The organism is Alistipes sp. CHKCI003, from assembly GCF_900021155.1.
Lineage (GTDB): Bacteria > Bacteroidota > Bacteroidia > Bacteroidales > Rikenellaceae > Alistipes > Alistipes excrementavium.
On sequence record NZ_FCNT01000060.1, the window covers coordinates 1 to 13905 of the forward strand.

At 52.4% G+C, this 13905-nt stretch carries 8 protein-coding genes; 1 reads left to right on the forward strand and 7 read right to left on the reverse strand.

The features are described from left to right. Positions 1 to 1555: IS1182 family transposase (locus tag BN3659_RS08200; RefSeq protein ID WP_091533665.1), on the forward strand; the 1555-nt coding region annotated here is incomplete at its 5' end. Positions 1556 to 1652: 97 nt separating this feature from the next. Here BN3659_RS08200 and BN3659_RS08205 read toward each other — a convergent pair. From BN3659_RS08205 to BN3659_RS08235, 7 genes are all read right to left on the reverse strand, one after another. After that, positions 1653 to 1895, reverse strand: a complete 243-nt coding sequence (locus tag BN3659_RS08205; protein ID WP_091536105.1) for a hypothetical protein — start codon at positions 1893 to 1895, stop codon at positions 1653 to 1655. Positions 1896 to 1976: 81 nt separating this feature from the next. Beyond that, the gene (locus BN3659_RS08210; protein WP_091536106.1) at positions 1977 to 2840 is read right to left on the reverse strand and encodes a portal protein; all 864 of its coding nucleotides are present in this window, start codon (positions 2838 to 2840) and stop codon (positions 1977 to 1979) included. Beyond that, positions 2831 to 9835: a hypothetical protein gene (locus BN3659_RS08215; RefSeq protein ID WP_091536108.1), complete on the reverse strand. Its 7005-nt coding sequence runs from the start codon at positions 9833 to 9835 to the stop codon at positions 2831 to 2833. Before BN3659_RS08215 ends, BN3659_RS08210 begins: the two co-directional genes overlap by 10 nt. Before the next feature lie 114 nt (positions 9836 to 9949). Next, a complete protein-coding gene (locus BN3659_RS08220; RefSeq protein WP_141682538.1) occupies positions 9950 to 12172 on the reverse strand; it encodes a hypothetical protein in 2223 nt (740 codons plus the stop codon). Further along, on the reverse strand, positions 12165 to 13250 hold the full coding sequence (locus tag BN3659_RS08225; protein WP_091536111.1) for a hypothetical protein: 1086 nt from the start codon (positions 13248 to 13250) through the stop codon (positions 12165 to 12167). The genes BN3659_RS08220 and BN3659_RS08225 overlap by 8 nt, the downstream gene beginning before the upstream one ends. Positions 13251 to 13254: 4 nt before the next feature. Beyond that, positions 13255 to 13587: a virion core protein, T7 gp14 family gene (locus tag BN3659_RS12875; RefSeq protein WP_141682539.1), complete on the reverse strand. Its 333-nt coding sequence runs from the start codon at positions 13585 to 13587 to the stop codon at positions 13255 to 13257. Further along, positions 13535 to 13804 (reverse strand): hypothetical protein, encoded by a 270-nt coding sequence (locus tag BN3659_RS08235; protein WP_091536114.1) that lies wholly within the window; start codon positions 13802 to 13804, stop codon positions 13535 to 13537. The genes BN3659_RS12875 and BN3659_RS08235 overlap by 53 nt, the downstream gene beginning before the upstream one ends. Positions 13805 to 13905 lie beyond the last annotated feature (101 nt).

Consider the following 13905-nt stretch of genomic DNA (forward strand, 5'->3'; position numbering starts at 1 on the left):
GGACGAATTAATACCTCTTACGCATAGCGTGCGAGTGGTTAACGCCATTATCGACTGTCTGGATGTAGACGATATTCTTCATACTTATCGCGGAGGCGGTAACAGCTGTTTCCATCCTCGTCAGATGCTCAAGATTCTGGTTTATGCCTACCTGAACAACATCTATTCGTCGCGCCGCATAGCACAACAACTCTCTGAGAACATCCACTACATGTGGCTTTCAGGCGGTGCGAAGCCCGATTTTCGGACGATCAACTATTTTCGAGGCAAACGCCTGAAGGGTATCTTCGATGATTTGTTCCGTCAAGTCGTGGAGTTGCTTCACAAGGAGGGCTTCGTATCGCTCGAAGTACAATATATCGATGGTACGAAGCTCGAATCGGCTGCGAACAAATACGGTTTCGTATGGCGGGGCTCTGTGGAAAAGTATGACAAACGTCTGCGGGAAAAGACCGATGCCGTATTGCGGGAGATAGAGCAGGTTATCTGCGAGGAGAACCGCGAGCCGGATACGGAGCAGACGCTTTCGAGCGAAGAGTTTGCATCCCGCGTGGAGCGTATCAAGGAGCGGATGGATACGGAAAATCTCTCCAAAGAGCAACGCCGAGCCGTCAGAGACGTGGAGCGCAAGTCTCTACCCAAGATGAAAGAGTATGAGCGCCATATCGCCCTCATGGGCGAGCGTAATTCATACGCCAAGAGCGATCCGGATGCCACGTTTATGCGCATGAAAGAGGATGCCATGCTCAACGGGCAACTAAAACCCGGATACAACGTGCAGATCGCTACCGAGAATCAATTCATCACAAACTACGGGATCTTTCAGAGACCTACGGATACGGGTACGCTCATCGATTTTCTCGAATCTTTTCATAAGAAATACGGTCTGCAAAGCCGCGAGATCGTCGCCGATGCCGGATACGGAAGCCTGCAGAACTACGAGTACATGTTTTCTAACGGAATGATTCCTTACGTCAAGTACAATTATTTCCATAAGGAGCTGACACGGGAGTTTCGCAACAATCCCTTCTTACAACACAATCTCAGATACGATCCCCGAAACGACGAATATACATGCCCGGCCCAAAGAAAACTTGTGCATATATCCATACAAAAGCTCAAAACCGATTTGGGATATGAAACAATATCCAGACTATATCAGGCGACGGACTGCACCGAGTGTCCATTACGCAAAGAGTGCCACAATGCCGAAGGGAACAGAATCATAAGGGTGAATTACCGACTGAACGAATATAAGAAAAAAGTCCGTGAACTGCTGACATCTCAACGGGGAATCTATCACCGATCCATCAGACCCATAGAACCCGAAGCTGTGTTCGGACAGATAAAAGCCAATCATATATTCCGGAGATTCCACCTCAGGTCATTACAGAAAGTAAACGTCGAATTCGGCCTCGTAGCACTCGCACACAACTTACGAAAGCTAATAACATTAAAAGGTGATTTATTAGATGGATATGCTCATTGTGAACATAAACGCACATCGAAGGAACGCATTTTATCGCTTAACCAAAATCTCATGGCTGCGGCATGAACTCTGAAAAAACCCAAAGGGGGCTGACTAACATTTTATTGTTAGACAGCCCCTTATTAAAATAACTGCCGTTATATTCGGGGCCTATCAAATATCTTCATGCTTTCGGATGCTTGATTCTCATTTCATCCATCGAGAAAACTATTCCGTTTGACCGATGATCTTCCATTGATCTGCGAACAGATGCGATGCACTCTTCTTCGATATAGGGAAGATCGGGGATACGCTCGAAGAGCTCGCCTTGTAGCGCAACTTTCTCAATGCCTTTTATCATACTTACAGCTTCCGCGATTTTTTTCATATCGCCGTTGTCGCTGATGTTAATAATCATAGTTGCCATCGCACCTTAAATTTTTGTAGCTAACATTAGTTAGCTATGTAGTAAAAATAGTGCTTTATTTGATGATGCTAAAAATCGGATTCATTTGTCCATATATTGTTGCATCATGGCCATAGCTTGCGGGTCGGCGTTCTGTTGTGCCGCCTGTTGCAACTGCGTAAGGGCTTCGGGGTCGATTTGACCGGCTGCGGCCTGTTCGTTGAAAGACTTGACCTCGGAGAGCAGTTTGTCGGCCCCCGGCAGCGAACAATTATTGAGGAATATTTCGAGCGGTATGCGTCCGCTTTCGAGCAGTTTCATCAATAGGTCGTCGGTCATTTGCCGGAATACGGGCGTATCGTTCGATTTTGCGGCCGTGAGGTTGAAATCCTCGATTTTCTGCGCCATTTCCGGTTCGTAGAATTTCGCCAGCGCACCGACGGCCTTGCCGTTGGTGCCGATGTATCGGCGGGTGGTGTAGTATTGCATGAGGACTTTAAGCAGTTTTTCGTCGCGTTCCTCGCTGAACATGTTGTAATTCTCGAACAGCACGACGAAATTCATCATCGAGTTCTGCGCTTGCTGGGCATAAAGGCTCGACGGAGTGTTCGCTCGCGGCGTCTGCCCCTGTACCGCTCCGCTCAGGCCGCTGATCTGCTGCATGATGTTCATTTCCTGCGCGAACATTTCCCATGCGCCGATATTGGTGCCGTTCATGGATATTTGCTTCGGAAGTTTGTCGTAGGCTCCCTTTTTGATAAGGATAACGCCGTTCGTTTTGACGTATTCGCGTGCGAAATCCCGAATATCCATATCGTCGGGTATGCACTCTTGCGGTACCATCAACAGTCCCTTTGCCGAAGCTCCGATGATGAAATCCAAAAGGGTCAATAGCCGGTTGATGTAACGCTGAATGTCGATCACGTCCGACAGTACGGCTTTGAACCGCCCGTCGATTACGGGCATGGCCGCAAGGTGTGCGCGACTTTCTTCCAGATTACCAGCAGCTCCGGCACGTTGGAGTAACTGGCGAAGCGTTCGACTACGCGGAACTTGCCGTTTGTGGCAAACTCGGCCGATTCCTCGATATTTCCGAAATTGTTTGCAAAAGAATCGAAATCGGCAATTTCGTATTGTTCGAGTTCGTGTTTGGGCAGCAGATAGCGTAGGAACGTCCACATCTCGGCCATTGTATAGGATATGGGTGTTCCGGTGGCGAATACGACGTTTTTGTTCTGTTTATTTGCCAGAATGTAAGAGGTTTTCAACCTCATGCTTTGCGCCCGTTGCGATGCCGCAGGGTCTATGCCTTTGATATTTTGCAGGTTGGTGGTAAAACCGAGTTTCTTGTAGGCATGTGCCTCGTCCACCAGCAAGGCGTCGATTCCTAATTGCTCGAAGGTCATCGTTTCGTCCGTGCGGCGGTCGAGCAGGCGTAATGCACGAGTACGGGCCTGTGTTTTGAGTTTTTCTTCCTCTTTGACTGTTTTATCCGTTATTTTCTTGTTTTCCAGTCCCTCGATCTGTTTCTTAATTGCATAAGCCTGCCGTTTGGCATTGTCCGGAGAGTTGACTTCGATTTCTTCGAGCTGTTGCAGCTTCTCTGCGATCAGCGCGTCGATATATTCATTGACACGCTCCGGGGCATCCGGTATGGCATCCAGATAGCTGTGATAGAGTACGACAATATCCCAATCGTTATAGGCGATCTTTGCGAATAATTCCTGCCGCTGCGATGCCGTGAGGTCTTTTTCGGATGGAACGAGGACACGGGCGGCCGGATAGAGGGATTTTATTTCGGAGGCGAATTGGTTGAATGTCGAGCGCTGCACGACGATGCACGGCTTCTGGGCGATACCGAGCCGGCGCATCTCCATTGCCGTAGTTATGAGGGTCAGGGTTTTGCCCGTGCCGACTTCGTGTGCCAGCAGCGTTGCACCTTGCAGACCTCGCATGACACCGATTTTCTGATGCTCGCGCGGTTTCTTTGTGTGTACGGCATTCGGAAAATAGTCGAACGTTGAAACGTCGATCTGTCTTTCGACGGTGCTATTGAAGGTTCTGTTATATATTTCGACGAGCTTATCGGTCGTTGTTTTATCTTGTCCTTTGATCCATTGTTCGAATCGTTCTTCCAGCTCGGTCTGTTTCATGGCGGCCTGCGCCATCGCTTCGGGGTCTTTGACACGCTTTTCTTTTTGAGCCAAAGGGTCGTATTCGCTGCGACTGATGTAGGTCTGCGTCTTGTTCATCCGGTCGAGTGCGAGTTTGCTCCCCGGCGCTTGCGGAATCCCCATACTGGTATCGACCGTATTCCCTTCGTTCGAGATTCTGGCGATATACTTGTTGGCTGATGTTTTGGTGATATGAGCTGTTACGTTGAACGTCTCATTGAAAAACTGTTCATATAGTGCGGTGGGTATCCATGTGCTGCCGAGCGATATTTTAATCAACGGTAACGGAATGTCCATCGGGATAATTTTTGTCAATGCACGGATGTTGGCATCGAATAGTCCGTTTTCGTTGGCTTGTTCAGCCTGTTCGAGTTTCTCGCGGACATTTCCCGAAAGGTATTCGTTGCGCTCCTCATAAAGACCCGTTACCGGATTGACATAGATAAGTTCCTGTGCAAGCAGTTCTTTTTCTGTCTCCTCCTGCGGTATATGAAGCAATTCTGCGATGTAGGGCATATCGAGCCGTCCGTAGCGATAGAGCGAGACGGCAATCGCGTCTTTCGGCGTATCGGCTTTCAGTTCGCGTGTCGGTTCCAGCATTCGGCGAAAGAAGATGTCCGACCTTTGGATGTCATGTCGTTTCTTTCCGTCGGGAGTTACGATTTCCTTGTCGTTTTCGATAGCTGCAATGGAGGGAAAATCCACGTCGTCGCGCAGGAATGAAATACGCGCGTTTCTTGATAATGTTCCGTAACGACGGGTGAAGGTCGCATAGGCATCGTTAAGCTCGGCTCGTAGTTGCTCGATGTTCGGCAGATCATTGCGTTCGGCATCGAGCAGTTCTGTGATCGCACTTTTCAGCCGCAGGTAGTCGCCTAACGCTTCGACTTTACTGCGGTTGCGGATTTTCAACGAGTTCCATTCGGCGGGTACGGCTTGTCCGAACCGCACGATATAGGGCTTTCCGTTGATGATCGTAAGTCCTCCCTCTTTCGTACTGTTAGGGGCCTCGACCGCTTGCGGTATTCGCTCCATTGCGGGTGCAGGGGCCGATGTGTAGATATTTTTGGGGAGTGCGGATATGAAACTGTCGAGCGTGCGGGACTGGTCTATGTCGCTTGTGGGGACGCAGCGTTGTTCCGTGGGGCGTATTTCCACGCCGCTTTCGAATCCGAAGCGCATCTGGCCGGCCATGAACTGCGGATTGTCGTGGAAATACTTATTATAGTTCATGCGTGCCGTTGCCGCTTCGGTCTTTATCTTTCCGTTTGGCAGTTTAACGATTCGTTCGTAGGGTGCCTCGCGCTCAGTTATTGTCGATTGCATATTTGCGGCATAGGGTGCCGGCCCTGCTTCGTCGCGTTTGCGGACGATGATGATGTCGGCCGAGGTTTCGGTGCCGGCCGTATTTTTGAATGTGCCGGTATTCAGACGTACTGCCCCGATGAAGTCGGCATTACCGTCGTTTACGACCCAATTCCGTAAATTTGCACTCCGATCGAGCGTTGCTGTCGAGGTAATGAATACGCCCAATCCTCCGGGTTTAAGTTTGCGAATGCTTTTGGCAATGAAATAGTCGTGAATCTCGAAACGTGAGGATAAATCGCGGTCGAACGTATCGTGTACTTTGAACGTTCCGAATGGAACGTTGGTTATCACCAGCGAATAGCTGTTGTTAGGGATGCGCTGCTGCTCGAAACCTTCGATGCGGATATGAGCTTCGGGATAGAGCGCACGGAGGATGTGGCCGGACAGATCGTCGAGTTCGATTCCCGTCAAATCCGATTTTGACCGTATCGAAAGAGGCATCAGGCCGAAAAAATGTCCGATGCCGGCCGATGGTTCGAGGATGCGGCCACCGTCGAATCCGAGGCGTTCCACCATATCCCATATCGACGATATGACTTCGGGTGGAGTATAAAATGCGGTGGTCGTGGATGCGCGAGCCGCTTCGTATTCATCGGCTGTCAGTAGTTCGCGCAGTTCGTTGTGGTAGGGATGGGCTATTTTGAAGATTGCCGAAAGACCGCCCCAGCCGAAGAATTGCTTCAATACAGCTTTTTCTTCCGAGGTGGCTTCGCGGCCTTCGGCTTCGATTTCTTTAATGAGCCGGATTGCGGCGAGGTTGGCTTTGATCTTGCCAACCTCGCCTCTCGGAGCAAGGTCGTGTCCTCGTTCGATTACATGGTTTTTGTCTTTTTTCGCCCGTTCGTTTTTTCCACTTTTTTCAACGTTGCGATAATCTCCCGCATCATTTTCTCGCTGATCGGTATTTGCTCCGGCTCCTCCGGGCAATAACACGGCCGGAGAAGTTGATAGTAATACTCGTCCACTACTACCGGGTCTTCGTCCCGTTCGAGTGCTGCCTGTCGCCACCGCATCGCCCGTGTTACGGTCTGGTCTATCGAATCGAGTAATTCCGCCGGATTCTCCCGATACTGTTGTAACAGGCTTCTCGGCTGATAGAACGCCAGTTCCCAAAGCGCCGTCTTTGCGGCTTCCGTCTCCATGAGGGAAATGATTTCCGTCGTTACTGTCTTCTCGTCGTCCATCATTGTATGAATTTAGGTTGTTTTGTAGTTCGCGGCTGGATGTTTCGACCGAATTTACACGAAGATACGCATTTAATTTCTTTTTTACAAGTTCGGCCAGCTCGCCGACGGTAATATCTGCCGTGGCATAACGATTATGTCCATTGGGTAAAAAGGTTTGTTCTTTGTTTCGGAGCCGCCATAATATCGGCTCCCCGAAACCCATGACATCCGTTATCTGCAAGTCATGCGAGTATCCATCGCGGTCATTGTAACTTTGCGGTGAGACGGGTACACTGACATAGATACCCAAATCCGTTTCGGGTGCCCAAAGTGTAAACGAACCGTTGCCACCGGCCGGTGCTATATTGGTCTGGGCAAAGATGATTTTACCCTTGCGATCCGTTTTATGCTCCCAGCCCAATTCATCGGCCAAAGTACGGCTGAATCGCTCCAAATCTCTGCGGAAATTCTTTTCGGGACGCAGATTGATTGTCTCGTCCGTGTCTTTCCCGACAGCCCCCGTTATGTCGTATATTCCTGCCAATTGGTATTGTGCTCCCATTCCTGTCGGCTGGGATATTTTCTCGGCCTTGTCGAGATCGGCCATGTCGAACGCCTCCACCTGCTCGTAGCTATCCATTTGCACGGCATATTCCTCCATGCCGGGCATTTGGCGGGCGGCGGTGTAAATAGGTTTCAGATAGGGGCGGATCACGTCGCCCAGATCGGCGATCATCCGGCGGGAGAAGTCGGCGAATCGACGCGCTCCGGCCTCAACATGGTAAGCGGCCATTTGCGCACCTATGGAGAGTATTTCGGGGTCGAAACCGGCATTGAGCTGTCCGAGTTTCTCGCGCATCCGTCGTTTCAGTTCCTCGTATTGCTCGGTCGTTACCAATTTGTTCTGCGCCCCGTATTCGGGCGCTGTGCCGGCCGATGAAGCGGAATCGTCGGCTGTTTTCGACTGTTGTTTTTCCACTATCTGTCGGGCGTGTACCTCCTCTAATTCCGCATAGATGCTGTGTTGGGGTGGAAATACGGGTTTCCCTTCCTCTTGTTCTGCTGCCTTATTGATTTCCACCACTAACCGGATAGCGGCGTCTGCACTTTGTTCGGCCAATTTGCGGATATGGTCGATGAATCGTTCGCGGGCTTCGTTATTTTGAACGATACTTCGTTTTTTATATCCCAGTCCCTCACGGGCCCTTGCCGAATAAAAACGGTACATATTATATGCCTTCGGAGGGTATGAATCTACCGGAGCCAATGCCGCTTTATCGAACAGCGGATGTCGGCTGGCGGGCGGTTCTTCTGATGTCGGGCGGGTGGTGTCGGATGTTGGTGCTGTCCCCCGAAATGCCTCGGCGTCTTCCGGGGTGTCGAACAGAAAACTGCGAGTGAAGGAGCTGTAATATCCGCCGTGTTCTTTGGCCCTCTTTTTCAAACTTTGAAATGCGTCTCGTTCGATCCGTTCTGCCAATCTGACAGAGTAGAGAGTAGCGCCGGTCTTGGAGTGGTGGGTTTGTTCCGTAGGGCTGAAAAGTCCGGTTTCGACCGATGTGTCGGATGTCGCGGTTTTCGTTCGATGCTGACTTTCGGCAAGAGCTGCCAGCTCCGCATGGATGCTGTGGCGAGGCGTAAGGATCGGTTTGCCCGCATATTTTTGAGCCGCAGCGTTGGCTTCCGCGACCAATTTGATTGCGGCGCGAGCGTCTTTCTTGGCCAACCGTCGCACATCGCGGACGAATCCGGCTTTTATAAGGTCATTGTTCAGTACGCTGAGAATCTTGTCGGGGAACGACGCGACGGTATAATACAGGTATCTATTGTATTCTTGGGTAATTGCAGGTGGGAACGTGTCCTCAGCGGACGTGCTGTTTTGCGGGATTTCCTTTTGCCGTTCTTCTCGGAGCGGTAAAGTCCCCTGTGCACGATAAGCCTCCACCGCCTCGGCAATAACTTTGCTTTTCGAGGCTTCGATACGGGCAATACGTTCCTGCAAACGGCCTATTTCCGCTTGCAGAGGTGCTAAAATGTCGTTGAGATTACGGTCGGAGAAATCGCGCGGCGCATCGAACAGATCGCCATCGGAGGACTTGTGCGACAGCTCGAACAATGTCGCTTGATTGTCCTCTTCGTAGGCGGTTCCGATATTGCGCTTTTTGGCGGCATAGCGGGTGCGAAGCGTGTGTAGTTCGGCCCTGTATTGGTCGAGTTGGGCTTCGACCTCGGCGGCGGTCTCGGACGCTATTCGTCGTTCGTCGTCGGTGAGGGGGCCGGATATTGCATCCAGTCCGCCTCCATGTCGAACTGCGGCCGACCCGCCGCCCTGTTGTCCGAGATACGCATCATCACCTGCTGCGGCGTTACGTTGTTCTCCATCGACAGTCTCGCTACGATCGTTGCCATTCGTTCCAAACGCTGAGGTGTCAATCCCGTTTCCGGTTTCGGTTTCGTCGTCATAATTTTCTGGATTGAGAGGTGCTGTCTCTGTCGCTCCAAAGTTAGTGTTTTTTGAAGATTCGGAAGCATCCTCGATGAATAAATTATCTATTTCTGCCCATTGATCCTGCGACGTCTGTCCGACCCATTGTGCGAAGGCGTCATCATATAATAATTCTGTGCGGACGCGCTCTTGTTCGGCTTCATACTCCTGCATTCGGGTATAGTCCTCGTCGTCCATATTGTCGTATGGCTGCTGCTCTCCGTTATGCAGCGTTACAGCGGCCTTGTATGCTTGTCGGGGTGAATGTATCCGAGAAAGTACATCCAGCACGGTATCTTTGATCGTCAAGTCGTCCATGTCCCAATGCGCCTGCTCCGTATTCCCGTTGCCGTATTGGAAATAAAGCCGCTCGGCGTATTGTTCGGGGGTGATACCGTCCGAAGATAGGATGCTGAACCGCGAGCGGCGTTCGTTTTCTTTCCCTGTAAATCCGAGCTCATGGGCCAATCCCCGTCGGTTTCCGTTGTCTTTCCATGTGAATTTCAACCCGCTGGCAATATCGCGTAGAATCACGTCCTCAATAGATACGAAATCACCTAATTCGGCCGCAGGTTTGGCATAGGGCGTCGTTCGCTCTTTGCGGATTTTGGGTATTTCTATGCGGGCGGGAGCCGCAGGGGAAGGTACGGCCGAAACCGGTGTAGGACGTTCTTCGACGGGAACCGTTGCAGGGGCGTGCTGCTGTAAAAACTGCAAGGCGTCCGAATACATTTGCTGTTGTCCGACGTCGGCCGCCCCGTCGAGCATACGTTGTATGATTCGTTGTGCATCCTGCTCTCCTACGGCTGCCCGAATCGCTTCGGCGAGTTGCCGGGCGATCGGTTCATTGTTCGTCGTGTCGGTATCCGTGGCTTCATTGTGCTACGCAGGTGCGATGGCGGTGGTCGTTTCGGTCGGTGGTGGTGTCGCCTCGGATTTCGGGGTGAGCGCATGGGACGGTGTAAGGACGAATTGTCCGGTATCCAACTGTACGACGTAATTGCCGCCTTGTTTCCCTGTGATGCGTCCTTGTACGCCGTCTGCGGTGATTACTTCGTCGCCGTTGGCATATTGTACGGCTTCGGGTGTAACGATCCGTGCGACCTCCTCCGAAGCAATGCCCGTCTCAGTGCCGGTTTCCATGTCGTATTGTTCCTGCTTGGCCCGATTCTCGGCTTCGGCCTGCTGTTCGATGATTTGAGCCTGTTGTGCCGAAAATTCCGCCAGCGGCGTTCGTTCGATATGTTCGAGTTCCGCCCGGTCGATCTGTACGGGCTGGTCGGTTTCGAGGTCGAGGACGAATAAAGTCCCGTCCGTAGCCGCTTCGTCGATGTCGCCCGAAAGTACGACGTAGGTTTTCCCGTCCGCACGCCGGGCCGTTATGATTTCTTCGGTCGCCGTTTTGCCGTCAAGTCCTTTGTAGGCCCACCGCTCGGCGGTTTGTACGGCGGTGCGGAGCGCTTCGCCCTCGGCGTCGCCCGTCTCCATGCCGTCGAGAATCTGTCGTTGGAGACGGAAGCGGGCATAGTCGGCCGCGTGTGCGGCGTCCATTTTCCCGATGCCGGTTGCCTGCCAGTCGATTGCAGCCATCGCCTGCGACTGCTGAGCCATCGTCGGCTTGTGCATCGCTTCGAAAACCTGTTTGCGCAGTTCTTCATTTTCGATTTTGGCGAGCGCTTTCTTCTCCTCCGTTTGCAGGACGTGCGTTTTGTGGACGTATGCTGCGACACTCGGAAGTTCCAGCGCCGAAAAACCCGCCCCCATGAGCGACGTGGTGAGAAACGTCGTCCAGAGGTTTTCACCCGAAAGATTCTCCCGCCATTGTTCGTGCTCTCCGGTCAGAAGGGGCGACATGATGCCTCCGGCGACCTCTTCCAGCCATTCATCGACCGGGCCGTTCCATAGGGTTCGATTGCGGAAGTCGGTAAGATACCTGCTCCGAGAATATCCCGGCAATAGCTTGTCGAACGACAGTTTTACGCCCATACGCCGGCCGAGCTGCTCGACGGGCCATTTCAGTACTTTCTGTACGCCCTTACCGAGTTCTCCGCCGATGTGTTCTGTGAATACGTCCGTAAATGAATCGGCGGCGGCTTTATACATGAGTTCGTATTTCGGTAAGGGATGTTCTATAACCTCGCCGTCGTCTTTGACCTCGTATTGTTGTTGCGCCCGTTGTTGATAGTTCGTATGGGTTCCGGCCTGTAAAGGCGTCATAGCGGCTGCGCTGACGGTATATTCACCCAATTTACGCAGACCCCGCCCTGCAAGACTTTTCGCCTCTTTCTTGATAAGGGCGCGTCCGACGGTTTTTGCGGCTCCACTGCCTAACCCGCTCGTCGTGGCGAAGCCGGCCATGTAGGGCAGCGATGCCGCGACGCCGCTGCCGACTTTCGCGCCGGTGGTAGGGCCGCCTCGCCGGGCGATATACTCGTTTATTAACCCTGACGTGCGGAACAATTCGACTATATCTTTTTCGGTCGGGGTCAGCCGTTCGCCTCGGGCTGCCTTTTTCAGCGCCCGTGTCGTTACGACATTTTCGGCCAGCTCGCGGGTTCCGAGCGAGGCAAAGTCCGCCAACGTCTGCCAGTCGAAAATTTCACGTGCAAGTCCCGATGCGGTATCCCCTGCCTGCTTGTCCTTTTCGGTTTTTTGATTGAGGATTTTCAAGGCCCGCTCTGCGGCCTGCATGAGTTGCGTATCTTCGCCGCCGAGAGCCGAGGGGCTGCGTAACATTTGCGATTTTGCATAAGAAGCCCATGCCTGCTGCCATAAGGAGGCGTTTTCCGTACCTTTATCCACGAGCGCCAGCGTTTCCCGTCGTCGGGCATCGGCACGCTGGCGGGCACGATCGTAGATCGCTCCGATATGTTCGGCAAGACCCTCTTTAATTTGCCGCTCGTAATCCTCTTCGGACATGTTCGGAACCGGTTTCGGAAGTGCATACGATGCAGACGTATCGGGAGCTTCGGCCGATTCGGATTCGTCAGCCAGAGCGGATGGTACCGAGGCGTCGGCTCCACGTCTGCGGGTCTTTTGCAGGCCGGATATGGCATTGAGCTGCCGAAGCTGTTCGGGAGTGAGGTCGGGAAGTGAGTTATTCATAATTCAGATAGTAGTCCATGATTTGTCGGTCGGAGAAACCGGCCTCGCGCATCTGTTCGGCCTGTTCTGTTTCGAGCAGATTCAGCGCTTCGGTCGAGTAAGGGCCGGTAACATAGCGTTTGGGTTGTCGGAATAGCAGACCCAAATCGACGGGCGGTTTCGATGGCTCTTGTTCGCCTGTAAGTTTCAGATAAACAGTGCGTAAAAGTTGTGCTTTCTGCGCCGGTTTGAGTTTGCCATACGAGAACTGCGGAACTTTTTCGCCTGTGTAGGCCGGTTTCTTGGTCGGGGTTCCGTCTTCGGGAATAATACCCATATCGCGGCCCTTTTCGTAAAGCAGACTTTCCTGTGCCGGCGAAAGGTTTACGACGGTCTTTTCGTCGCGGTCGAGAAATTGCACGGCCGGTTTGTTGGCCGCTGCGGATGCACGTGTGCTGGCGGTTGAAGCCGACGCTACGGCTCGTGTACGGGCCACTTTGAGGTTGTTTTCACCCCGTATTTTTTCGATTTCTTTCTTATCGCGGAGATCGTCGGTGCGTTTTTGCCTTTCCTGTCTGGCTTTCCATACATTTCCCAGTAAAGCGTCGTATTGTTTCTGCGCGAGGTTATAGGCTTGGCCGGCGGCCGAGGCTTCCATGTTCGCGGCCTGCTGCTCGCCTTCCTGCTGTCCCAAGAGGGCGCGGAGTTTCAGTTGTCGGTATTCGCGGTTCTGACTGTCGTATAATTTCTCCCACTCATTGATCCGGCCGAGCATCCGCAGCGGAGCATCGGTACCGGTTTTCGGCACATAACCTTCCGTTGCCATACCGACGATTCCCGTACCGAGGGCCGTAAGCATATTGCTCCATGCGGTGATCTTTGCCGCTGTTTCGGCGCGTTTGGTGCGTGCGGGATCGGCTTCCGGTTTCATCGTCTCGATGTAGGCGAGAATCGGATTTTGGCCGCTGCGGTATAGTTCTGCGGCCCGTTGCTGTTTCTGCTCCCATACGGCTTTCTGTTCCTCGGCACGCTGTTGCCGCCGTTGCAGTTCATCCGCAAAGGAGAAAATCGCTTTTGTCGGTTGCTCTTGCGGTTCCATATCGCTAATTGTTGCCCGTGATTCCGGCAAGTCCCGATTTGCCGAACCCTCCCAAGCCATAAAGCATGGCGAGTTGCCCGAACGCATCGCCTACACCGCTAACCATGTTTTGCATACCGCTGATTTTACCCGATTCGGCTTCGTAGCGGGCATTGTCGAGGTTGTCGAGGCGGGCTTGGTATTGTTGTTTTATCTGGTCTTTGTGCTGTTCGCCCAATCCGGCGATTTGGGCGACGACCTGCGAATAGTTCTTATTGAGTTTGTTGGCGGCTGCGACCTTCGCTTCATCCGTCGCTCCGCTCTTGATGGCGTTTTGTGTTGAGCGCTTTGAGTTCATCCTCGTTATAGTCCCGAATACGTTTGAGCATCGCCCGCGAATCGGCGCGGTCGAGGTACGGTCGGTTCATTTCCGATTGGTACCATTCGTCGAGCCGTCGCCGACGGTCTTCGAGCATCTGGTCGGCCTTCTTGCGGCGTTTATTGGCCGAGACGCCGCCTGCGATGGAGGAGAGGGCCGAAATTCCGGCTCCTATGGCTAATGCAACGGGAAACATAATTGTCTAATCTTTATCACTTTGTAAAATTAGCGGCCGCAGGTGAGAAAATATCCTTATTTTTGATCGGAATATATCAATAAATCAGATACTTAATGCCT